Source organism: Streptomyces glaucosporus, from assembly GCF_039533345.1.
GTDB classification, from domain to species: Bacteria; Actinomycetota; Actinomycetes; order Streptomycetales; family Streptomycetaceae; genus Streptomyces; species Streptomyces glaucosporus.
Map to the genome: position 1 here is coordinate 82,417 of NZ_BAAATJ010000015.1, position 22,147 is coordinate 104,563.

17 protein-coding genes are annotated in these 22,147 nt (G+C 71.7%); 9 read left to right on the forward strand and 8 right to left on the reverse strand.

The genetic code is table 11. The features are described from left to right. Nucleotides 1-29: 29 nt before the first annotated feature. Nucleotides 30-821 (reverse strand): VOC family protein, encoded by a 792-nt coding sequence (locus ABD358_RS17005; RefSeq protein ID WP_344631883.1) that lies wholly within the window; start codon nucleotides 819-821, stop codon nucleotides 30-32. A gap of 155 nt (nucleotides 822-976) precedes the next feature. Next, the gene (locus tag ABD358_RS17010; RefSeq protein WP_344631884.1) at nucleotides 977-1,786 is read right to left on the reverse strand and encodes an SDR family oxidoreductase; all 810 of its coding nucleotides are present in this window, start codon (nucleotides 1,784-1,786) and stop codon (nucleotides 977-979) included. A 202-nt stretch (nucleotides 1,787-1,988) separates the two neighbouring features. On the opposite strand from ABD358_RS17010, the gene ABD358_RS17015 reads away from it, so the two are divergent. Then, the gene (locus ABD358_RS17015; protein ID WP_344631885.1) at nucleotides 1,989-2,402 is read left to right on the forward strand and encodes a chaplin; all 414 of its coding nucleotides are present in this window, start codon (nucleotides 1,989-1,991) and stop codon (nucleotides 2,400-2,402) included. Between the two features lie 78 nt (nucleotides 2,403-2,480). Here the strand turns inward: ABD358_RS17015 and ABD358_RS17020 are convergent, their stop codons facing one another. Both ABD358_RS17020 and ABD358_RS17025 read right to left on the reverse strand, forming a co-directional pair. After that, on the reverse strand, nucleotides 2,481-3,377 hold the full coding sequence (locus ABD358_RS17020) for a LacI family DNA-binding transcriptional regulator (RefSeq protein WP_344631886.1): 897 nt from the start codon (nucleotides 3,375-3,377) through the stop codon (nucleotides 2,481-2,483). Nucleotides 3,378-3,398: 21 nt separating this feature from the next. Beyond that, the gene (locus ABD358_RS17025) at nucleotides 3,399-5,891 is read right to left on the reverse strand and encodes a glycoside hydrolase family 2 protein (protein WP_344631887.1); all 2,493 of its coding nucleotides are present in this window, start codon (nucleotides 5,889-5,891) and stop codon (nucleotides 3,399-3,401) included. Between the two features lie 200 nt (nucleotides 5,892-6,091). Here ABD358_RS17025 and ABD358_RS17030 point away from each other — a divergent pair, with 200 nt between their 5' ends. Then, nucleotides 6,092-8,317, forward strand: coding sequence for an alpha-galactosidase (locus tag ABD358_RS17030; protein ID WP_344631888.1), 2,226 nt, complete (start codon nucleotides 6,092-6,094; stop codon nucleotides 8,315-8,317). A 296-nt stretch (nucleotides 8,318-8,613) separates the two neighbouring features. Further along, nucleotides 8,614-11,658: a Tn3 family transposase gene (locus tag ABD358_RS17035; RefSeq protein ID WP_344631889.1), complete on the forward strand. Its 3,045-nt coding sequence runs from the start codon at nucleotides 8,614-8,616 to the stop codon at nucleotides 11,656-11,658. A gap of 105 nt (nucleotides 11,659-11,763) precedes the next feature. Here the strand turns inward: ABD358_RS17035 and ABD358_RS17040 are convergent, their stop codons facing one another. Both ABD358_RS17040 and ABD358_RS17045 read right to left on the reverse strand, forming a co-directional pair. Further along, nucleotides 11,764-12,624, reverse strand: coding sequence for an ABC transporter permease (locus tag ABD358_RS17040; RefSeq protein WP_344631890.1), 861 nt, complete (start codon nucleotides 12,622-12,624; stop codon nucleotides 11,764-11,766). Beyond that, the gene (locus ABD358_RS17045) at nucleotides 12,621-13,547 is read right to left on the reverse strand and encodes an ABC transporter ATP-binding protein (RefSeq protein ID WP_344631891.1); all 927 of its coding nucleotides are present in this window, start codon (nucleotides 13,545-13,547) and stop codon (nucleotides 12,621-12,623) included. Before ABD358_RS17045 ends, ABD358_RS17040 begins: the two co-directional genes overlap by 4 nt. A 133-nt stretch (nucleotides 13,548-13,680) precedes the next feature. On the opposite strand from ABD358_RS17045, the gene ABD358_RS17050 reads away from it, so the two are divergent. The 3 genes from ABD358_RS17050 to ABD358_RS28440 all read left to right on the forward strand — a co-directional run bounded on the left by ABD358_RS17050 (nucleotide 13,681) and on the right by ABD358_RS28440 (nucleotide 15,880). Beyond that, entirely contained in the window at nucleotides 13,681-14,853 is a 1,173-nt protein-coding gene (locus ABD358_RS17050) for a sensor histidine kinase (RefSeq protein WP_344631892.1), read from the forward strand. After that, on the forward strand, nucleotides 14,850-15,506 hold the full coding sequence (locus ABD358_RS17055; protein WP_344631893.1) for a response regulator: 657 nt from the start codon (nucleotides 14,850-14,852) through the stop codon (nucleotides 15,504-15,506). Before ABD358_RS17050 ends, ABD358_RS17055 begins: the two co-directional genes overlap by 4 nt. Before the next feature lie 200 nt (nucleotides 15,507-15,706). Next, nucleotides 15,707-15,880 (forward strand): zinc finger domain-containing protein, encoded by a 174-nt coding sequence (locus tag ABD358_RS28440; protein WP_425576355.1) that lies wholly within the window; start codon nucleotides 15,707-15,709, stop codon nucleotides 15,878-15,880. A gap of 6 nt (nucleotides 15,881-15,886) precedes the next feature. On the opposite strand, the gene ABD358_RS17060 is transcribed toward ABD358_RS28440, so the two are convergent. Further along, entirely contained in the window at nucleotides 15,887-16,813 is a 927-nt protein-coding gene (locus tag ABD358_RS17060) for a recombinase family protein (RefSeq protein ID WP_344631894.1), read from the reverse strand. 280 nt (nucleotides 16,814-17,093) lie between these two features. On the opposite strand from ABD358_RS17060, the gene ABD358_RS17065 reads away from it, so the two are divergent. From ABD358_RS17065 to ABD358_RS17075, 3 genes are all read left to right on the forward strand, one after another. Continuing rightward, nucleotides 17,094-17,426 carry a hypothetical protein gene (locus tag ABD358_RS17065; protein WP_344631895.1) on the forward strand — a complete coding sequence of 111 codons (333 nt, stop codon included), beginning with the start codon at nucleotides 17,094-17,096 and terminating at the stop codon, nucleotides 17,424-17,426. Next, on the forward strand, nucleotides 17,423-17,905 hold the full coding sequence (locus ABD358_RS17070; RefSeq protein ID WP_344631896.1) for a MerR family transcriptional regulator: 483 nt from the start codon (nucleotides 17,423-17,425) through the stop codon (nucleotides 17,903-17,905). The genes ABD358_RS17065 and ABD358_RS17070 overlap by 4 nt, the downstream gene beginning before the upstream one ends. A gap of 102 nt (nucleotides 17,906-18,007) precedes the next feature. Continuing rightward, a complete protein-coding gene (locus ABD358_RS17075; protein ID WP_344631945.1) occupies nucleotides 18,008-18,976 on the forward strand; it encodes an arsenic resistance protein in 969 nt (322 codons plus the stop codon). A gap of 6 nt (nucleotides 18,977-18,982) precedes the next feature. Here ABD358_RS17075 and ABD358_RS17080 read toward each other — a convergent pair whose 3' ends face one another. Further along, nucleotides 18,983-22,117, reverse strand: a complete 3,135-nt coding sequence (locus ABD358_RS17080; RefSeq protein ID WP_344631897.1) for a Tn3 family transposase — start codon at nucleotides 22,115-22,117, stop codon at nucleotides 18,983-18,985. Nucleotides 22,118-22,147 lie beyond the last annotated feature (30 nt).

The window sequence follows — 22,147 nt, forward strand, 5'->3', positions numbered from 1 at the left end:
GGCCGGTCCGCCCGCGTCCCCTTCCGGTCTCAGGCGCCCTCGCTCTCGATGGAGAACAGGGCGCCCTGCGGATCGCGGACGACCGCCAGCCGCCCCGACGGCGACTCGGTGGGCGGGGAGACCACCTCGGCGCCCAGGGACGCCGCCTTCGCCGCCGACGCCTCGACGTCCTCGACACGGAAGTGGACGTGCCAGTGCGGCCTGACCCGCGGATCGGGCGCGTCCTCCACCGCGCCTCCGCTCAGCCCCGCCACGGTCTGCCGGTCGATGCGCAGGATCACCCGGTCGTGTTCGTAGCGGATGTCGTAGCGCTCGGGGTCGGCCCGGTCCCAGCCGAACACCTCCCCGTAGAACAGGGCCGCGGCGAAGGCGTCGCGCGTGATCAGCTCCAGCCAGGCCGGGCTGTTGGCCTTGACCCTGCCGCCCACCCGCCACCCCGGGGTCACCGCCCCCTCCCAGATGCCGAAGACCGCCCCGGCCGGGTCGGCCGCCCACGCCACGCGGCCCGGCCCGAACCTGACCGGCCCCACGGCGACGGTGGCGCCGCGCTCCCGGATCCGCCCGGCGACGGTGTCGACGCTGTCGGTGGCGAAGTACGGGGTCCAGGCGACGAAGGTGCGCAGGCTGTTGCGCGCCTCCCCCAGTCCGGCGACCGGCGCTCCCCCGGAGAGCGCGATCTCGTAGTGGCCGAGCTTCTGCGAACCCGGCCGGTAGTGCCAGCCCAGCAGCTCCCCGTAGAAGTGCTGGGCGGCCTCCAGGTGGGGAACCAGCAGGGTGACCCAGCAGGGGACGCCCTGCGGCGCACTCGCGGTCTCCGTCACTGCCGATCACCACACTGTGTCTCGTCCGAGCCGGCGGCTCGCGGGGCTGGTCGGGGCCGGGAGGGCCGCCCGCGGTCTCCTCCCGGACACCGATGCTGCCCGTTCGCGCCACGGCTGGGAAACCGGTGCCCACCAACCGGAGCAACGCCCGCCGGTCAGGGGCGGCGCCAGGAGTCGTCCGGCAGGTGGGAGCCCGCCTGCGGGCCCATCCTCAGCATCCCCCCGTCGACCGCCCACGACGCGCCGGTGACGTAGGAGGCGTCCGGGCCCGCGAGGAAGGCGATCACGGCGGCCACCTCGCGGGCGTCGCCGGGCCGCCCGGCGGGGATGCCGGGCCGGGGCTCGGTGCGGACGTCGGTGTCCTCCTGGCCGGTCATCGGGGTGGCGATCTCCCCCGGTGCGACGGCGTTGACGGTGATGCCGTCCGCGGCCAGTTCCAGGGCCATGACCTGGGTGAGCAGTCCGAGCCCGCCCTTGGCCGCGCAGTAGGGCGCGGCGCCCACCCTCGGCTGGTGCTCGTGGACGCTGGTGACGTTCACGATCCTGCCGCCGCTCCCCTGCCGGATCATGTGGCGGGCGGCCCGCTGACCGCACAGGAAGGGGCCGAGGAGGTCGACGTCCAGGACCTGGCGGACGGTGTCGAAGTCGAGGTCGAGGAAGGGGGTGGCGGTGCCGGTCCCGGCGTTGTTGACCAGGACGTCGATCCTGCCCAGTTCGCCGACGAGCCGGTCGACGGCGTCCGCCGCCCCGGGGAGGCGGGTGAGGTCCATCTGCGCGATCGCGGCCCGGCGGCCGTGGGACCGGACCTCCTCCGCCGTCTCCCGCGCGCCCTTCTCGTCCTCGTGCCAGGTGATGCCGACGTCCATCCCCCGCTCGGCCAGGCACACGGCGGTGGCGCGGCCGATGCCCGAGTCCGCTCCCGTGATCACGGCGACACGCCGGGCGGATTCGTCGTGGGCGTTCATCCAACCTCCTCGATCGGTTCCGGGCGGATTCCGGTACCCGGGGGCCTTCCCGCGAAACGAGGGGGGTTTCGCGGCGGAATCACCGGCCCGGTCACCATTCGGCCTAATCGCGGTGACCTTCGACCGGGTCGGGCGTTGGTCACGGCACCACCGCCGCTGGCTGGGCGGTTGGGCGAATGTTCGTTATAAGGAGTGACTTTCCATGTCTCGTATTGCCAAGGTCGCCGCCCTGACGGCCGCTGCCGGCGCCGTTCTGGCCGGTTCCGCCGGGACCGCCTCCGCCTACGACGGGGCGAAGGGCATCGCCGCCGGCTCCCCCGGCATCGCCTCCGGCAACCTCGTCCAGGTGCCGGTCACCGTTCCGGTCAACGCCTGCGGCAACAGCGTCAACGTCTTCGGCTCGCTGAACCCGGCGTTCGGGAACGCCTGCATCAACGACCTCGGCCGTCACCACTACGGCAAGAAGGACAACGGCAAGAAGAACGGCCACAACGGCGGCAAGAGGAACGGCGGCCACGGCCACAACGGCAACGGCGGCCACAACGGCGGTGGCCACAACGGCAACGGCGGTAACGGCCACAACGGCGGTTACGGCAACGGCGGCTACGGCCACTGACGCCACCGGAACCCTTCCGGGGAGGAGGCCCGTACGGGCCTCCTCCCCGGAGGTGTCCGTGCCCGGCCGCGGCGCGGACTACGCGGTGGCGGACGGGACGGTGCAGCGCGCCGTGCTGCCCCGGGGCACGCACCGCGCGGTGGGGGACCACCGCTCGGCCACCGGCCTCCCGTCGACGAGCTCCAGGACCGACTCGGCGACCAGCACCCCGTACTGGTGCACGTCCACGCTCATGGTGGTCAGCGGCGGCGATGCCAGCCGGCACATGGTGGAGTCGTCCCAGGCGATCAGGCTGAGCCGGTCCGGCACGGAGACGCCCATCCGCTGGGCGGCCCCCAGACCCGCCACCGCCATCACGTCGTTGTCGTACAGGATCGCGGTGGGCGGCTCCGGGCGGCGCAGCAGCTCCTCCGTCAGCCTGGCGCCGGCCTCGTCGGAGTAGTCGCCCTCCACCACCACCGGTTCGACGCCGACCTCGCGGCACCCCTCGACCAGCGCCGCGGTGCGGGCCCTGGTGTGGAGCAGGGCGGCGGGACCGCTGACCCGGGCGATGCGCCGGTGGCCGAGGTCGAGCAGGTGGGCGAGCGCCTCGCGCACCGGCCCGGCGTCGTCCGTGCGGACGGCCGGCATGCCCGGCCCGCCGCCGTCCGCCGCGTCACCGGCGTCGTCGCTGCCCGCGCCGACCAGGACGGCGGGCAGCCCCAGTTCCCGCAGGACGGGGAGCCGCTTGTCGTCGACGGTGCGGTTGACCACCACGACCGTGTCGACCAGCCCCTGTGCCGCCCACCGGCGGTAGGCGGCGATCTCCGCCTCCTGGGTGCCCACGACGTGCAGCAGGACCGACAGCCCGCGTTCGGCGAGGCGCTCCTCGATGCCCGCGATGAACTCCATGAAGAACGGTTCGACGCCCAGCAGCCGCGCGGGGCGCGCGAGCACCAGCCCGACGGCGCCGGAGAACTCCGTGCCGGTGGTCATGCCGTGTTCCGAGGCGTTCACTCAGTCCCGCACCACCGGAGCGCTCAGGGCGTTGGCGGAGCGCAGCACCAGCGGCCCCGTCAGCGCGGCGGGATCGATGTCGGCCCCGGTCCTGACGGTGAAGGACCGCGATTCCCCCGCGAGCATCGGCACCAGCATCTCGTCCACGACCGCGTCGGGCGCGACCCGGTCGGCCAGGACGGCGACGTCGCGCGCGAAGGACGAGGCGCGCACGTCCACCCGGTAGCCGCCGGGCACCGCGACGGCCTCCGCCTTCAGCGGGGCGGGGTCGTAGGCCAGTTCCCGGTCCTCGCGGAAGAGGTGGACGGCGCGTGCGTCCGGTGCGGTCGCCACCAGTACCTCCTCCTGGGCGTTCTCCGGGGTGAGCAGGGACTCGTCCGGTTCGGTGCGGGTGACCGAACGGGCCGGTACGTCGAGGGAAAGCTTAACGCTCCGCAGCGAGATGCCCGAGAACGTCTGCCGCTCCAGGAGCAGCTCGCCCCGCCAGGGCTCGTCGTGGTCGTTGACCGCGATCAGGACGAGGCGCCCGTCCCGGGGCTGCACGGTCAGCAGCCGGGGCGCGTAGGCGTGCCGCAGTCCGTACCACAGCGGCTTGAGGCGCCCGTCGCCGTCGACCGCGGCCCAGGAGGTGACCGGCCAGCAGTCGTTGAGCTGCCAGACGACCGCCCCGGCGGTCCGCGGCCACCAGGAGCGGAAGTGCTCGATGCCGAAGGCGACCGCGCGGGCCTGGTTGAGCTGGGTGGCCCAGTGCCAGTCCTCGAACGTCTTCGGTTCGGGCAGGTGCGGGGCCATGCCGCGGTCGAGCTTGCCGTTGCCGTCCTCGGCCTTCTGGTGCAGCAGGAAGGCGGGCGAGGCGGGGGTCAGCGGGTCGTCGTGGATCCACGTCGTGAGGGTCGCCCAGGTCGGGGGGCCCTGGAAGCCGAACTCCGAGCAGAACCGCGGGATGTGGTCGCGGTAGTGGGTGTAGTCGGCCCGGTTCCACACCTCCCACTCGTGCCGGGTGCCGTGGTTCTCGTCGTTGGGGTGGAGGCCGTCGACGGGGGCGCCGGGGTTGTAGGGGCTGTTGGCGGAGTAGAAGCGGGTGGGGTCGAGTTCGGCCACGATCGACGGCAGCAGGTCGGTGTAGTAGCCCAGGCCCCAGGTGCGCCCCTGCAACTGCTCGGGCCAGCCCCAGTCGCGGAAGCCCCACATGTTCTCGTTGGCGCCGTTCCACAGTGCGAGGGAGGGGTGGGAGGCGAGCCGGACGACGTTCTCGCGGGCCTCGGCCTCGACCTCGCTCCACAGCGGCTCCTCCTCGGGGTAGGAGGCGCAGGCGAAGGGGAAGTCCTGCCAGACCAGGACACCGCGCTCGTCGCAGACGTCGTAGAAGTCGTCGGTTTCGTAGATGCCGCCGCCCCACACCCGCAGCAGGTTCATGTGGGCGCCGACCGCCTGGTCCACGCGGCGCTCCAGGCGCTCGCGGGTGATCCGGGTCAGGAAGTGGTCGTCCGGGATCCAGTTGGCGCCCTTGACGAAGATCGGTTTGTCGTTGACGACGACGGTGAAGGGGGTGCCGATCTCGTCGGGAGCGGTGTCCACGGTGACGGTGCGGAATCCGATGCGGCGCTCCCAGCCGTCCAGCGGCTCGCCGGCGCCGGCCGCCCTCAGGGTGACCGCCAGGTCGTACAGGGGCTGGTCGCCGTGGCCGACGGGCCACCACAGCCGGGCGCCGGGAACGGTGACGGTGAGCACCGCGCCGCTCTCCCCGGCGGGGACGGTGACGCGCCCGGTGCGGCCGGCCACGGTGGCGGTCAGTTCCAGCGGGGTGCCGCCGGCGTCGCCGTCCAGGCCGGAGCGCTCGATGTCGACGTGCACCTCGGCGCGGCCCGTGCCGTCGGCGTCCACCGTCACCAGCGGGCGCACCCGCGCCAGGCGGGCGGTGTGCCAGCGCTCCAGGCGCACCGGCTTCCAGATGCCCGCCGTCTGCAGGTCCGGGCCCCAGTCCCAGCCGAAGCTGCAGGCCATCTTGCGCACCATGTTGAAGGGGTGCGGGTAGACGTGGTCGCGGCGGCCGAGCCGGCGCTCGACCTCCTCGGCGTACTCCAGGGCGGAGCGGAAGGAGACCGCGAGCTCGTGGGAGCCGCCGCCGGCCAGCGCGTCGCGGACGTCGAACCGGTAGCCGCGGTGCATGTTGGCCGTGCTGCCCAGCACCGTCCCGTCCAGTTCGACGGTGGCCACGGTGTCCAGGCCCTCGAAGACCAGGTCCACCCGCTCCCCCGGTCCGGGGGCCGCGGCCTCGAAGGCGAGCGCGTACCGCCAGTCGGTGCGGTGCGCCCAGACCAGTTCCTCCTCGGCGCGGTCCAGGTAGGGGTCGGGGAACAGGCCCGCCGCCAGCAGGTCCAGGTGGACGCTGCCCGGGACGGCGGCCGGGACGGTGCGCCCCGCGACGTGCTCCGGAACCGGTCCCGCGGTCGCCGACAACTTCCAGCCGTCGTGCAGGGTTTGGCGGATCATCGGCGCTCACTCCTCGGTCGGCTCCGCTGTGCGGAGCGGCGGGTCCGGAAGACGGTCCGGACGGCGGGAAAGAGGCTGGCCGGTCTCCGGTGGATTTCTCCGCCGCCAGCCGAGTATCGTCGCCCGAGATTCTTACGCCACCGAACAAAGTAAGTCAACGGCGCCTCCGGCGTCCGCCTGGCCAGGACGGAGACACCACCGTGGCACCACGTCCCGCTCCCCTTCCTCCCGGAACTCCCTCCGAGCTGATCCAGCTGCGCGCCGCCGGGGTCGGCCTCGTGCTCGACCTGACCGGCGGCACCCTCCCCCGGGTGCTCCACTGGGGGGCCGATCTCGGCCGTCTCGGCCCCGAGGAGCTGCGGGCGCTGAAGCTCGCGCGGGCGCCGCAGCCCATCGGCTTCTCCGTGGACGGACCGGTCGAGCCGGCCGTCCTCCCCGAGCAGTCGGCGGGCTGGCTCGGCACCCCGGGCCTGGTCGGCAACCGCGGCGGGAGGGACTTCTCCACCGCCTTCGCCGTCCGCGGGGCCACCGTGGACCCCCCGGCCGGGCGGCCCCGGTCCTCCGGCGGGCCCCACTCCTCCAGCGGCGCGGCGGGCGGAAGTGTCACCGTCCTGGCCCACGACGAGGCGGCCGCCCTGGACCTGGAGCTGACGATCGAGCTGACCGCGTCCGGCCTGGTCCGCCAGCGCGCGACGGTGACCAACCGCGGCTCCTCCCCCTTCGCCGTGGACGCCGTGAACCTCACCCTGCCGGTGCCCGCCGCCGCGACCGAGCTGCTGGACTTCACCGGGCACCACCTGCGCGAGCGCAGCCCGCAGCGCACCGCCTTCACCCAGGGCCTGCGGGTGCGGGAGAACCGCACCGGGCGCACCGGCTACGACAGCGCGTACCTGCTCGCCGCGGGCACCGCGGGCTTCGGCAACCGGTCCGGGGAGGTCTGGGCGGTGCACACCGCCTGGTCCGGCAACCACCGCACCTTCGCCGAACGCACCTTCCACTCCGTCTCCCTGCTGGGCTCCGGCGAGCTGCTGCTCTCCGGCGAGGTGGAGCTGGCGCCCGGCGAGTCCTACACCACGCCGTGGCAGTACGGCTCGTACGGAAGGGGCCTGGACGAGGTGTCCGCCCGCTTCCACCGCTGGCTGCGGTCCCGTCCGCACCACCCCTCCTCGCCCCGGCCGGTCACGCTCAACACCTGGGAGGCCGTCTACTTCGACCACGACCTGGAGCGGCTGCGCGAACTGGCGGACGCCGCCGCCGCGGTGGGCGCCGAGCGGTTCGTCCTGGACGACGGCTGGTTCGGCTCGCGCCGCGACGACCGGCGCGCCCTGGGCGACTGGTACGTCTCGGACGAGGTGTGGCCGGACGGGCTGGGCCCGCTGACCGACCACGTCACCGGCCTGGGCATGCAGTTCGGCCTGTGGGTGGAGCCGGAGATGATCAACGAGGACTCCGACCTGGCCCGCGCCCACCCCGACTGGATCATGGCCGCGGGCGGATGGCTGCCCGGCGCGGCCCGCCACCAGCAGGTGCTCGACCTCGCCCGCCCCGAGGCGTTCGCGTACATCCTGGAGCGCCTGGACGAGCTGCTGGCCACCTACCCGATCTCCTACCTGAAGTGGGACCACAACCGCGATCTGGTCGAGGCCGGCCACCGGCCGACCGGCCGCGCGGGCGTGCACGGCCAGACGCTGGCGGTGTACCGGCTGATGGACGAGCTGCGCCGGCGGCACCCCGGGGTGGAGATCGAGTCCTGCTCCTCCGGCGGCGGGCGGGTCGACCTGGAGATCCTCCAGCGCACCGACCGGGTGTGGGTCTCGGACTGCATCGACGCCCTGGAGCGGCAGCAGATCCAGCGCTGGACCAACGTGCTGATCCCCCTCGAACTCATGGGCACCCATGTGGGCTCCGGCACCGCGCACACCACCGGGCGCCGCCACCCGCTCGACTTCCGGGCGGGCACGGCCCTGTTCGGCCACTTCGGCATCGAGTGGGACCTGACGGACGCCTCGCCCGGGGACCTGGACCGGCTGGCGGAGTGGGTGGCCCTCCACAAGGAGCTGCGCGGCCTGCTCCACACCGGCACGGCCGTCCACGCCGACCACCCGGACCCGGCCTACCACCTGCACGGCGTGGTCGCCGAGGACGGCTCGGACGCGGTCTACGCGCTCGTCGCCACGGCCTCCTCCGAGCTGTACCCGCCGGGGCCGGTCAGGCTGCCGGGGCTGGATCCCGAGGCCGTCTACCGGGTGCGGCCCCAGGCCCCCGGCGACCTGCCCGACGGCAACGCCCACCACTGGGGCGCGCACCTGCCGTGGTGGACGCCGGAGGGGCTGCGCCTGCCCGGCCGGGTCCTCTCCGAGGCGGGTCTCCAGGCGCCGGTGCTCTACCCCGAGCGGCTGGTGCTGCTGCGCGCGACACGGGTGTGAGCACGCCCCCGGGCGGGGCGGGCACCGGGCGCGGGCGGGTGACCGGCCGGCGGATTCCCGGGCGTCCGTCCGCGTGCCGCGACGGGCGGCGAGCGGGTGTGCGGCCTTCCCCGGGGCGCGGTCAGCGGGGGAGCGTCGCCCATGGCGGCCCTGTTCTCCCGAAGCTACGGCGAAGTGACAAGTAGCCCTCTGTAGCGGAGCTGGGGTGTGCTTGTCAGCGTTTTTGATCTTCTGGGGTCATCGAGGGCGGTGCTCGGCGAGGTTGGTCCGGTCATGACGACCGGAAGGAGCCTGGGGTGCGGCAGGAGTGGGAGCCGGAGGACCTGATCGAGGTCTGGACGCTGCTGGAGGAGGATCAGGAGCGGCTGCGGAACAAGTCGGGGGCGAACCGGTTGGGGTTCGCCCTGTTGCTGAAGTTCTTCGAGGTGGAGGCCCGGTTCCCGGAGGACGCCGGGGAGATCCCGGTGCCGGCGGTGTCGTACGTCGCTCAGCAGGTGAGGGTGGCGGCGGAGGAGTGGGCCGCGTACGACTGGTCGGGGCGGGCGATCAAGCGGCACCGGATGGAGATCCGGGGTGCGTTCGGCTTCCGTGAGTGCACCGAGGAGGACCAGGCCCAGCTCGCCGAGTGGTTGGCGGTCGAGCTGTGCGGGGTGGAGCTGAACCGGGACCGGCTGGCGGAGGCGGTGGTGGCCCGCTGCCGCAAGGACCGGCTGGAGCCGCCGGCCCCGGGACAGATCGACCGGCTGGTGGGCAAGGCGGTCAGCACCTTCGGGGAACGGTTCTGCGCGGCGACCATGGGCCGGTTGTCGGCGGCGACCCGGTCCCGGCTGGACGACCTGATCGCCGAGGACGCCGACGCGGATGCGGACAGCGCGGGCGGCGGGGGCACGTTCTTCACCGAGCTGAAGGCGGACCCGGGCGCGCTGGGGCTGGACAGCCTGCTGGCGGAGGTGAACAAGCTCCAGCGGGTGCGCGGGCTTCAGCTCCCGCCGGAGCTGTTCGGGGACGTGTCGGGGAAGCTGGTGGCGGCCTGGCGGGCGCGGGCGGCCAAGGAGTATCCCTCGGACCTGCGGGCGGCGGCCGGGCCGGTGCGGTACACACTGCTGTCGACGCTGTGCCATGTGCGGGAGACGGAGATCACCGACTCGCTGGTGGAGCTGTTCATCCAGCTCGTGCAGAAGATCAACACGCGGGCGGAGAAGAAGGTCGAGGGCGAGTTCAACAAGGAGCTCAAGCGGGTCCGCGGCAAGGAGGGCATCCTGCTGCGGCTGGCGGAGGCGGCGGTCGCGGAGCCGGGCGGCACGGTCCGCAAGGTGATCTATCCGGTGGCCGGGGAGTCCACGCTGAAGGCGCTGGCGGCGGAGGCCGCGGCGAACGAGGCACGCTACCGGGCCCGGGTGCGTACGGTGCTGCGTTCGTCGTACTCGAACCACTGGCGGCGGATGCTCTCGCCGCTGCTGAACGCGCTGGAGCTGAAGTGCAACAACACGGCCTACCGGCCGGTGATGGACGCGATCGACCTGCTCAAGCGGTACCTGGACCAGCCCATCGCCAAGGAGGGGGCGTTCTTCGACGAGGCGGAGAAGATCCCGCTGGCCGGGGTGGTGCGCGAGGAGTGGCGCAAGGCGGTGGTGGATGAGCGCGGCCGGGTCGAGCGCATCCCGTACGAGCTGTGCGTGCTCGTGGCGCTGCGGGACGCGCTGCGGCGGCGGGAGATCTGGGTGCCGGGCGCGAACCGGTGGCAGAACCCGGAGGACGATCTGCCGCCGGACTTCGAGGACAACCGCGATGTGCACTACGACGCGATCCGCCAGCCGCAGGACCCGGAGAAGTTCATCGAGGCCCTGGAGAAAAGGCTGCGCGAGGCCCTGACCCGCTTCGACACGGCGCTGGAGCTGGGCACTACGGGCGGGGTGGACATCGTCAAGAGACACGGCGAGCCGTGGATCAAGGTCTCGCCGCTGGGCAAGCAGGAGGAGCCGGAGAACCTCGTCGCACTGAAGGCGGAGATCGAACGCCGCTGGGGCACCATCGACCTGATCGACATCCTCAAGGAGGCCGAGTTCGCCACCGGGTTCACCGGCGAGTTCACCTCGGTCGCCACCAGGGAGGCGGTCCCGAAGGCGGTGCTGCGGCGCCGGCTGCTGCTGGTGCTGTTCGCGCTCGGGACGAACATGCGCATCAAGCGCGTCGCGGTCACCGGCAAGCACGGCGAGAGCGAGGCCGTCCTGCGCCGCGTACGGCACCTGTTCGTCAACCGGACCAACATGCGGGCAGCGCTGGTGCGGCTGGTCAACGCCACCTTCGCCGCCCGCGATCAGGCGTGGTGGGGCGAGGGCACCGCCTGCGCGAGCGACTCCAAGAAGTTCGGCTCCTGGAGCTCGAACTTCATGACCGAGTGGCACCAGCGGTACCGCGGGCCCGGCGTGATGATCTACTGGCACGTCGAGAAGAAGTCGCTGTGCGTCTACAGCCAGCTCACGTCCTGCTCGGCCTCCGAGGTCGCCGCGATGATCGGGGGCGTGCTGCGGCACTGCACGGACGTGGAGGTCGACCGGCAGTACACCGACACGCACGGCGCCTCCATCGTCGGGTTCGCCTTCGCCCACATGCTCGGCTTCAACCTGCTGCCACGGCTGAAGAACGTCGGCTCCGCGCGGCTGTACCGGCCGGCGGCCGGGGAGGACGAGAAGTGGCCGCACCTGGCGCCGGTGCTGTCGACCAAGACGATCGACTGGGACCTGATCCGCCAGCAGTACGACCAGATCGTGAAGTACACCACCGCCCTGCGCCTGGGCACCGCCGAGGCCGAGCAGGTCCTGCGCCGCTTCACCCGCGGCGGGCCCAAGCACCCGACGTACCGGGCGATCGAGGAACTGGGACGCGCGGTACGTACGGCGTTCATCTGCGACTACCTCGCCGACGCCGACCTGCGGCGCGAGATCAACGACGGGCTCCAGGTCGTAGAGAATTGGAACTCCGCCAACCACGACCTGTTCTACGGCAAGGACGGCGACCTGACCGGCTCCGACAAGGAGTCCCAGGAGGTCTCCATGCTCGCCTTGCACCTGCTCCAGTCGGCGTTGGTGCACGTCAACACGCTGCTCCTCCAGGAGATCCTGAGCGAGGAGAAGTGGCAGAAGCGGCTCACCGACGCCGATCGGCGGGCGCTGTCCCCGCTGTTCTGGACCCACGTGAACCCCTACGGTCGGTTCGAGCTGGACATGAACTCACACCTCGCCCTCGCCGCCGAGGCATCCCTGGTGCCCGGCCCCCGTAGGGCGTCCGACTCGCAGCCCCCTCAACCTGCACCGCGCGGCACGACCAGGCCGAAAGCCTGAGCGCGGGGCGGAGCCGTCACACTCCCGCCTGGCGCCCGGCGAGTACGGACCGAGAGCCTGCTGCAACGGCCCGGTGTGCATCTTTGACAGCCAGGCCCTGCGGGCTCACAGATCGTGCCGGCGGACGGCAACCACAGCGACGACTGCTGCGGCGAGGGGCCAAGCCACGTAGACGATCCACGACCCGCTGATGGTCGCCGGGTAGGGGGCCGATCCGAAGGGGTCGCCCACCTGCACCAGTCGTTCCCACGCACTGCGGGGCAGCGCGTGAAGGATGGCGGACGACCAGCGGCGGCGGTCGTTGAGGAGGAACGGCAGCAGCAGAAGGATTCCGGTGAACGTCACGAGGGTGGCTGCGGTGTGCCGGATGAGGGCGCCGAGGCCCATGCCGACGAGCGCGCACACCGGAGCGAGCAGCGCGGATGCCGCGACGGCGCGGAGCGCGCCGGGGTAGTCGAGAGACAGGCCGATGTCCCGACCGGACAGGATGGCCTGTGTCACGCCGAACGAGGTGCCCGCGACGACCGTGCCGTAGAGGAGCATGACTGCCGTCACGACGGCCATCTTGGCCGCTACGACCGATCGGCGGGCCGGTACTGCCGCAAAAGTCGTGCGGATCTGTCCGGTGCTGTACTCGCCGACGACCGTGAGGGCGCCGATGCTGCCGGTGGCGAGTATCAGGACCATGCAGGCGCCGATGGTGAAGGCGTCCCGCATGGCCCAGATGGGAACGAAGAGGGCCCTGATCCCTTCGTTGTAGGTCGGCCAGTTGTTGTAGTCCGCGACGGCCGCGCTGATGTTGATGGCGATGATGACCAGCGCGCTGACCCCGAACGCCCAGGAAATGGACCGCAGCGACCAGAGCTTGATCCACTCGGCGGCGAGGAGGTCCCGGAAGCGGGCGCCGGGCTCGGCGGCGCGCACGGCGGTCGAGACCCCCGTCTGCTGTGTGGTGGTCGAGGTCATCGGGATTCTCCTGCGAGGTATTCGACGCTGTCGGCGGTGAGTTCCATGAACGCCTCCTCCAGCGAGGAGGTGCGGGTGGCCAGCTCAAGGAGCACGATGCGGTGGTGGGAGGCGAGTTCCCCGATGCGGGCCGCGCTCAGGCCACTCACGGTGAGCCGCTCCTCTGCGTCGGCGACCGAGTCGTCCGGCCGTACCGAAGCACCCTCGGCTTCGAGCACAGCCGCCAGCGCGGTGGGGTCGGGCGTCCGCACGGCCACGCTCTGGCGGGTGCCGCGGGCCGCGAACTCCGCCACGCTCTCATCGGCGATCAACTCGCCCCGGCCGATAACGATCAGGTGCTCGGCGGTGTTCTGCATCTCGCTCATCAGGTGGCTGGAGACGAACACCGTGCGCCCCTCGGCCGCCAGCCGCCGGAATAGACCGCGCACCCACCGCACGCCCTCGGGGTCCAGGCCGTTAATCGGCTCGTCGAACAGCAGCACCGGAGGGTCGCCGAGCAGGGCCGTGGCGATGCCGAGCCGCTGTTTCATGCCCAGGGAGAACCCGCCGATGCGGCGCCGGGCCGCAGGAGCCAGTCCTACCTCCTCAAGGACCTCGTCCACCCGGCGCCGCGGAATACCGTTGCTGCGGGCCAGGGCGGACAGATAGGCCACTGCGCTGCGACCGCCGTGGACGTCATGGGCGTCGAGCAGGGCACCGGCGTGGCGCAGGCCGCGCGGATGGTCCCGGAACAGGTGGCCGTCGATGGTGGCGGTGCCGCTGGTGGGTTCGGTCAGGCCGAGGAGCATCCGCAGGGTGGTGCTCTTGCCGGCACCGTTGGGGCCGAGGAACCCGGTGACGTGGCCGGGGCGCACGGTGAAGGTCAGGCCGTTGACGGCAGTGGCTTTGCCGTATCGCTTGGTCAGTTCGTTGACTTCGATCACCCGGCCAACGGTGCCGGGGAGAGTGCCTGTCCGGCATCGCCCCGTCGGCTGCACTGGCGGGAGGGCTGGTATCCCGTGGGCGTACGTCCACGGGCCAATGTTCCGCCGCTGGTCAGGCGATTACGATCTCCCCATGTCCGCCAAGCCGCGTCCCCTGCTGTCCTGGCACCTGCGGCCGGCCGCGCGGGCGGCTCTGGCCTGGTGTGGGGCGATCGCCTACCCGTTCGTGCTGTTCTTCGCGGCACGCGGCAGTCCTTTCGACTCCCCTGGCTTGCCCTTCGTGTCGGCGGCCGCGGTCACGGTCCTGCCTCTCGGACTGCTGCGCCGTCGTCCGCTGCCGGCCCTGGCACTGATGCTTCTGGGTACGTACGTCACGGCGACGACAACCCCGTTCTGGCAGGTCGTGTATCTGCTGGTTCTGGCGAACGATCTCGCCGCCGGATACATCGTGGCCACACGGCCTCGCCGCATCGTGGTCACCGCTGCCGTCACGACGCTCGGCGTACAGGTCGCCTTCGCCGCACGTCTTGGGACCGGAACGGACGGCTTCGCCCGCACGGTCGTGGTCCTCGTCCTGGCCCTTGTCGCCGCCTGGATGACCGGCCATTCGGTTCGCGAACGCCGCGAGCACGCCGCAGCACTGCGCTCGCAGACCGCCGCCCAGGCCGTCGCAGCCGAGCGGCTCCGGATCGCCCGTGAGCTGCACGACATGATCGCGCACAGCATCGGCGTCATCGCCATCCAGGCAGGCGTGGGCCGCCGGGTCATCGACACACAGCCGGACGAGGCCCGCAATGCGCTGGCCACCATCGAAGACACCAGCAGGGAAACCCTCGCCGGGCTGCGGCGCACCCTGGGTGCACTGCGCCGCACCGAACCGGGCCCCGGGGCGGAGGCACCGCCGCGCGAGCCTGCCCCGGGGCTGGCCGACCTGGACCGGCTGACCGCGTCGACGAAGGACGCGGGTGTCCGTGTCGACGTGCGATGGCTCGGAGAACGACGGCCCCTACCGCCCGATATCGACCTGGCCGCCTTCCGGATCGTCCAGGAGGCCCTCACCAACGTCGTACGCCACGCGGACACCCCCGACTGCCGCGTCACCATCGGCTACCAAGACGGCGAACTGACCATCGAGGTCGCCGACGACGGCCGTGGCGGCCCCGCCTCCGGCACCGGATACGGCATCACCGGAATGCGGGAACGCGTCACCCTGCTGCACGGCCAGTTCACCGCCGGGCCGCGACCCGAGGGCGGCTTTCGTGTGGCAGCCCGGCTCCCCCTCCCCGAAGGAGTGCACATCTCATGACGGTCCGCGTCGTGCTCGCCGACGACCAGCCATTGGTCCGCAGCGGTCTGCGCGTCCTGATGGCCGACGCCCCCGACATCGACGTCGTGGGAGAAGCCGGAACCGGCGCCGAAGCGGTCCAACTGGTCCGGGACACCGAGCCCGACGTGGCAGTGATGGACATCCGCATGCCAGGCATGGACGGCATCGAGGCCACCGGGCTGATCACAGCAGCCGCTGGAGCGACGCGCGTCCTTATCCTCACCACGTTCGACGACGACGAGTACATATACGGCGCGCTCCGAGCGGGTGCGAGCGGATTCCTCGTCAAGGACATGGCACTGGACGACATCCTCGGGGCAATCCGCGTGGTCGCCGCCGGAGACGCCCTGATCGCCCCAAGCGTCACGCGCCGCCTCATCGCAGAGTTCGCCGCCCGCCCCGAACCAGCTCTGCATCCACGACCGGTCGGGAACATCACCGAGCGGGAGCGCGAGGTACTGACCCTCGTCGGACGCGGCATGTCCAACAGCGAGATCGCCACCCACCTCTACATCAGCGTGGCCACGGCGAAGGCACACGTAGCGCGGCTACTCACCAAACTCGGAGCCCGCGACCGAGTCCAACTTGTCATCACCGCCTATGAGACGGGTTTGGTAACCCCACCTCGCTGAGTATCAAGCACCTCAGTCGCCGAAGCTCGCCAGCAAGAGCGACGCAACACGAACTCTCATAAACGGTTCCTTTGCGCGAGCAAGATCAACAATCGGCCGCAGGACCCCGTTCGGCACCCGATCGGTTCTCGGAACCCGTTCTCACTCAAAAGAGGGAATGACCCCCTTATGAGACTTGCATTGTGCGAAAATTCGGGCCCATGACGGACCCCCAGCAGCCCTCGCCAACCGACCGGTCGGACGCCGACGACGTCGAACAGCACGCCTGTCCGAAGTGTGACGCGCAGCCCGGCTCGCCGTGCCGCTCGCGCGGCGGCGCGGTCGCCTCCGCCTACCACGGCCTCGGGGAACATCGGTACAGCGGTTATCGGTGAGAACGATCATGGTCCAGGTGGCACGAGTGTGCTGACCCGGTTCTCGTACTCGCGGCGGGCCTTGCGCTGGGCCGGGACCGACTGGGCGCCCGGGGTGCCGTCGAGCGGCTGGCAGTGGGCGAGGAGCTGGCGGTGTACGGCGGGGGCCGTGGTGACGCGCAGGGTGTAGCCCTGGCCGCGCCGTACGGTCACCCCCTGGTCGAGCGCGGCCCGCTCGGCGGGCTCCAGGTCGGCGGTGCGGAGGTAGTCGGCGACCTTGCCGGGCATGTCGAGGGTGACGGGCAGCTCCGGGGCCGGGGCCTCCTCCTCGGTGGCGGTGTGGTCCGGCATGAGGTCGGCGACGGCCGTGCGGATGGCGCCGCGGCTGACGCCGTGTTCCCGGGCGAGGGCGGCGATGAAGCGGCCCTCCAGGTACGCGGCGCGTACGCCGGCGGTCTTGTCGGCCGCCACGGCGGGGCGGCGGCCGCCCTTGCTGCCCTTGGCCTCGGCGGCGCGCAGTCCGTCGTAGGTCAGCTCCCGCTGGAGGTCGCGCTGGAGTTCGCCGGCAGCGGCGAGGGTCTGCACCATGAACTTCACGGTGGACAGCAGCTCGCCGGTGCGCGGGTGGCGGGCGGTGAGGTCCATGGCGGAGAACGCGCCGTCGTGGATGCGCAGCGCGAGGCGGTCGCGGTGGAGGACGTCGAGCACGTCGAGGATGTGCCCAGTGCCGCGCACCAGACGGAACATCTCGGAGATGTGCACGGTGTCGCCCGGCCGCGCGTAGTCGAGGAGCGCGCGGAACTTCGGACGCTGGAGAGGGTGGAGACGGCTGGAGGTCCCCGGGTCCTCCTCGAAGACGACCGGGTCCTCGATCCCGGCCTCGTCCAGGACGAGGTTCTGCCGGTCGGTGGACTGCTGGTCGGTCGAGACCCGCTTGTAGACCAGGTTCGCCACCGCGGGTCCCTTCCGTACGGAGGATCGGACCCTATCTGTCGTCAAACCCTGTCAGCAATCACCATCGGATCTGATTGGATTCGCGCCGCCGCGAGCCCCCGGATTGCACGGGTTCATTGGACGCGGCGGCTCCTTGTCGGCAAACGATCGTTTGACGACAGGGGGAGGGGGTGGAGCCTCGGCGCCCTCCGCTTCACCGGGGCTTGCAACCGGTACCTAGGTACAGGTTTACCGTCGGAGGTGTCCCCCTTCGAGGGACATGACGACGGGAGTAAGCACGATGAGCGATCTGGCGTGGGTGCCGCAGTCCTGCACGCTACCCACCGAGGAGCGGCCCCTGCGGGTCGCGGAGTGGGATGAGCTGTTCGCCGAACGGCTGACCGCGATGTCGCGGCCGGAACGGCTGCGGCTGCACCTGGACCTGGCTGGCGGACCCGGCGTCGAGGAGCGGGTGCGGGACCTGGCGGAGCGGGAGGGCGGCTGCTGCTCGTTCTTCGCCTTCACCGTCACCTCGGGCGAGAACCTGATCGGCCTGGATATCGCGGTGGACCAGCAGCACGCCGCGGTCCTGGAGGCCCTGGCCGCGCGGACCGCCGCCGGGACACGGTCATGAGCGCGGGGCTGCGCAGCGGGCAGGTCGCCGAGGCGGCCGGTGTGAACATCCAGACCCTGCGCTACTACGAGCGGCGCGGTCTGCTGGCCGAGCCGGAGCGCAGCAACGGCGGCCACCGCCTGTACGGCGAGGACGCGGTCGACCGGCTGGCGTTCATCGGGGCGGCCAAGCACCTGGGCTTGCCACTGGAGGAGATCGCCGAGCTGCTCGGGGTGTGGCAGGCGCGGGCCTGCCAGGAGGTGAAGGCCGACCTGCGCGAGCGGGTCGTGGCCCGGATCGAGGAGGCCGAGCGGAGAGCGGCGGAACTGGCCGCGTTCACCGCGTCCCTGCACCGCGCCGTGGAGCACCTGGACGAACTGCCCGACCGCGAGGACCGCTGCAATCCGCAGTGCGCCTTCCTCGGCCGCATCCCCGCCATGCCCCCGGCGCCGTCCGCACACCCGGACGGGACCGGGCGGCGCAGCGTGCCGACGGCCTGACCTGCGCCGGTTCACACCCGCCGGGCGGGGGTCTCCGCCCGGCGCCTTCCACTTGAGCAAGGAGCACGTACGTTGTCGCAGTCATCCGGCCTGGTCGAAGCCATGGAGCGCCATCAGGTCGCCGTCTACATCGGCGCCCTGGCGGCCGGCGGCCTGGTCGGCTGGGCGGCCCCCGCGGCCGGGCCGGGCCTGGAGCACGCCATCAACCCGGTGCTCGCCGCGCTGCTGTACGTCACGTTCTTGCAGGTGCCCGCGGCCGACCTGCTCCGCTCGCTGCGCGCGGGCCGGTTCCTGACCGCGGCCCTGGTGGTCAACTTCGTGGTGGTGCCGCTGGTCGTGGCGGCCATGTTCCCGTTCCTGCCTGCCGACCAGGCCGTCCGTCTGGGGGTGCTGCTGGTCCTGCTGGCGCCGTGCGTCGACTACGTCATCGTCTTCTCCGGTCTCGCCGGTGGCAGCAGCCAGCGTCTCCTGGCCGCGACGCCGCTGCTCCTGCTGGCCCAGATGATTCTGCTGCCGGCCTTGCTGTTCCTGTTCATGGGCTCGGGCCTGGCCGACGTCGTGGAAGCCGGACCGTTCCTCGAAGCGTTCCTGGTCCTGATCGTCATCCCGCTCGCCCTGGCCTGGCTCACCCAAGGCTGGGCCGCCCGCCGGGCCGCCGGGCAGAAGGTCGCCGACGCGATGGGGACCACCATGGTCCCGCTGATGGCCGCGACCCTGCTGACGGTGGTGGCTTCCCAGGTTCCCAAGCTCGGCGACAGCCTGGCGGACGTGGCCCGTGTGGTGCCCTTCTACGTCCTGTTCCTGCTCGTGATGGCCTTCGCCGGGCTCGCCGTCGCCCGCGTCTTCCGGCTGACCGCCCCCGACGGGTGGGCCATCGTGTTCACCGGCGCGACTCGCAACTCCCTCGTCGTCCTCCCCCTGGCCCTGGCCCTGCCCGACGTCCTGGCCGTCGCCGCGGTCGTCGTGGTCACCCAGACCCTCGTCGAGGTGATCGGCATGGTCGTCTACGTCCGGGCGATCCCGCGTCTGCTCCCGGCCCCCGGCACCCGTTCCCTCGCGGGCCAGCGGTAGGGCGCCTCACTCCTGCACGGCGCCGTCGTCGTCCTCGTCCAGCTCGACCGTGTCCGGGTCGCGCAGCGGGCGCAGGGCGCCGGCCGCCGGGACGGTGGCGGTGAAGCTGTAGCGGCCGAGCAGGTTCAGGTTGCGGTGCTTGAGCGGGGAGAGCCGCGCGATGTCCTCCTCCCGGATCTCGTAGCCCTCGGCTTTCAGCTGGGCGACGGCGGCGTCGATGTACCGGGTAGTCCAGAGCACGATGGCGTTGAGGACCAGGCCGAGCGCGCCGAGCTGGTCCTCCATGCCGTCGCGGTACGCCTGGTGGATGGTGCCGCGCTTGCCGTGGCACACGTCCCGGGCGAGCTTGTGGCGGGACTCCTGCACGGTGAGCTGCCGGTTCATCTGCCGCCGGTAGGTGTCGTCGACCGGGTCCACCACCCGCAGCAGGTGCTCGGTCTTCGCGATCCGCCCGTACTCCGCGAACGCCGCCCCGAGCGGAGTGGGGCGGCCGTCGCGGCCGAACATGCGCAGCAGGTCGTAGGCGCGGACCTGGTTGGTGACCAGGGAACCGGCGACCTTCAGCATGTCCGGCCAGTGCGTGATCACCTTGTTCAGGTTCACGCGGTTGCGGGCCAGGTCCTCCACCGCGCCGTACGTTCCGGTCTCGACGCCGGGCATCGTGGCCCGCCAGAACCGCTGGTCGTCCAGGTCGCGGAACCTGGGGCTGAAGTTGTAGCCGAGGATCTTGAACAGGCCGAACACCATGTCGGAGTACGAGGCGTTGTCGGTCGCCACCATCTCCGGCTTCACACCGCCGTCCAGGTTCAGCAGCGCGTCCAGGATGTGCAGCGAGTCGCGCGGGGTACCGGGGACGACCATCTGCCCGATCCCCGCGACCTGGTCGTTGACGGCGTTGAGCCAGGTGATGCCCCGCTTGAACCCGAAGTACTTCGGCGACGGGGCGGCGCTGATGGTGCGCACTGGTACCTGGAAGCGCAGCCCGTCCACGGAGGCGAGCAGCCCGTCGCCCCAGTACCGCACGATCGGGATGCTGGCCTGGGCGGCGATGAGAGCTGCGTTCGCCGCGGCGATGGTGTCGGCGCGCAGGTAGTACTGGTCGACGTGCACGAGCCGGGCCCGGGTCAGGGCCTCGTAACCGGGGTTGACCACCGGGGCCAGGCCGATGTTGCACGCCTCGGACACCAGCAGCGCGACCACCGAGGTGGGCAGGTCCTTCATCCGGGTCGTACCGTCGCCGAGGTGGACGAAGGCGTCGAGGAACCCGGTCCAGGCGTTCACCTCGAACAGCAGGTCCGGCAGGTCGATCTTCGGGAGCATCTTCTCGACCCGCTTGCGCAGCCAGGTCAGGGACTTCGGCTCGCCGAGCGCACCGAGTTTGTCGACGTTCAGCTTCACCCGCCCGTCGCCGGCCACCTCGATGGAGACCTTCGCCGCCGGCCCCGCCTCCTGAAGCCGTTCGGCGAGCTGCTTCCACCCGGCGTCCAGGCCCCGCACCAGCTCCGCCAGGTGCTCCTGGACGGGCATGTCCAGGCTCAGGGCCGCCAGGACGTCCTCCTCGACCGCGTCCCAGTCGGGCCCGTCCAGCAGGCGGGCCCGCGGGTTGGACCAGCGGTGCGAGGGCGAGGCGAAGACGTCGCGGTTGTTCAGGGCCCGGTGCAACTGCTCCAGCACGCACACCACGTACGCGTCCCGGTCGACCGCGCCCTGCGGCAGGTCGGGGCTGGCGTACACCGCCTTGCGCCACGCGGGCGGCACGAGCTTGTCATCCACCTCGCGCGGCAGCAGCGGCTTGACCCCCGTCTTCCGCCGCGCCAGCGCCGGAAGGCCGCGCACCCCGGCCAGGACCCGCTTCCCGGCGCTCGCCGCGTCCAGCGCCTTCGACTCCCCCAGCAACGCGAGGAACGGGCGCACCGTGGCGTACCGGTTCGCCAGCGCGGCCCGCATGGCGACCTCGGCCGAGTTCTCGTCCTCGGGCACCAGCGAGACCACCGTGGCCGCCGCGGTCATCACAGCGGCACGCGGGGCGACCTCCTCCACCGCCGCCCACAGGGCGGCCACGTCGAGGTCCGTTTCCTGCTCCTCGACCAGCTCCAGTTCCTCGAACAGCACCTTCGCCGCCCGCGCGAGCATCCGCGACGCCTTCTCCAGCTGCGGCAGCGTGGACAGCCGCTCCTTCTCCGTCTTGCGCTTCGCGGTGTTCAGCAGCCGGGTGGCCATCAGGACCTGGAATAGATCCAGGGCCTCGTCGATCGCCTTCGCCTCCAGATGCCGCATCACCGCGGTGAGCATCGCCGTGCGCTTCGGCTCCGCCGCCCGCTCCAGCAACGGCGCCTTCGACCCCAGCGCGTACCGGGCCAGCGCCGCCATCCGGTTCGGCGGGATCTGCGACAGCCTCAGCCGCCCGAGCCGGTACGCGCCGATCTCGTCCACCCGCTCCAGCGCGCGGGCGAACGCCGTCCCGGTCGTCCGCGTCGGCGGCCGGCGCAACCGCTCCAGCTCCGAGAACCGGGAACCCTCCGGCGTCTTCAGCGTCGCCACCAGATCCCCAGGCAGCGCCGGGTCCGCCCGGCGAGCAGCGCCCGCGACCGTGGCGTGCAGCCGCTTCTCCGCGACCTTCCGCGCCTCCGACACCTGCCGGGCCAGCACCGACACCCCCGGCAGCAGCACTCGGTGACGGCGCAGCCAGCCCACCGCATGGTCGAACAACGCCTTCGGACCCTCGGCATGCGTCCACGCCCGCCCATGCAGGAACGTACGGAACCGCCGGCCCCACTCAGCGTCCTCGTAGGGGTGGTAGCCGTAGGCGTCCCGGATCTCCCACGCGTGGTCGTACAGAGTCTGACGCCGCTCGGTGTACCGCTTGACCACCGACGGGTCCTCGATGCCGAGCTGCGCGGCTAGATGCTCGACCACCGGCCACGGCACCGCAAGCGGGTCCTCCAGGAACAGACCGACGTACCTCACTGTGCACATCTGGAGCGCGAACCCAAACTGGTGATGCTTCGTACGCCGCAGGGCGATCAGGTCCCGGTCCACGTCGTCCAGGAAGAAAAACCGCTCCAGCTCGGGCCTCGTCGGCTCCTCGGCGAACGTCCCGTACGCCTCGGCCTGCTCATCACTCAGAAATTCCACCGGCACGAGCCGGACCGTAGCCAGCCCCGGAGCAGG

What these genes read in the sequence shown, in the direction of transcription:
- ABD358_RS17055 (WP_344631893.1), top strand. Translation starts at nt 14,850, where the DNA reads ATGACGGTCCGCGTCGTGCTCGCCGACGACCAGCCATTGGTCCGCAGC.
- ABD358_RS17025 (WP_344631887.1), bottom strand. Translation starts at nt 5,891, where the DNA reads ATGATCCGCCAAACCCTGCACGACGGCTGGAAGTTGTCGGCGACCGCG.
- ABD358_RS17040 (WP_344631890.1), bottom strand. Translation starts at nt 12,624, where the DNA reads ATGACCTCGACCACCACACAGCAGACGGGGGTCTCGACCGCCGTGCGC.
- ABD358_RS17070 (WP_344631896.1), top strand. Translation starts at nt 17,423, where the DNA reads ATGAGCGCGGGGCTGCGCAGCGGGCAGGTCGCCGAGGCGGCCGGTGTG.
- ABD358_RS17050 (WP_344631892.1), top strand. Translation starts at nt 13,681, where the DNA reads ATGTCCGCCAAGCCGCGTCCCCTGCTGTCCTGGCACCTGCGGCCGGCC.
- ABD358_RS17075 (WP_344631945.1), top strand. Translation starts at nt 18,008, where the DNA reads ATGGAGCGCCATCAGGTCGCCGTCTACATCGGCGCCCTGGCGGCCGGC.
- ABD358_RS28440 (WP_425576355.1), top strand. Translation starts at nt 15,707, where the DNA reads ATGACGGACCCCCAGCAGCCCTCGCCAACCGACCGGTCGGACGCCGAC.
- ABD358_RS17010 (WP_344631884.1), bottom strand. Translation starts at nt 1,786, where the DNA reads ATGAACGCCCACGACGAATCCGCCCGGCGTGTCGCCGTGATCACGGGA.
- ABD358_RS17020 (WP_344631886.1), bottom strand. Translation starts at nt 3,377, where the DNA reads ATGACCACCGGCACGGAGTTCTCCGGCGCCGTCGGGCTGGTGCTCGCG.
- ABD358_RS17015 (WP_344631885.1), top strand. Translation starts at nt 1,989, where the DNA reads ATGTCTCGTATTGCCAAGGTCGCCGCCCTGACGGCCGCTGCCGGCGCC.
- ABD358_RS17065 (WP_344631895.1), top strand. Translation starts at nt 17,094, where the DNA reads ATGAGCGATCTGGCGTGGGTGCCGCAGTCCTGCACGCTACCCACCGAG.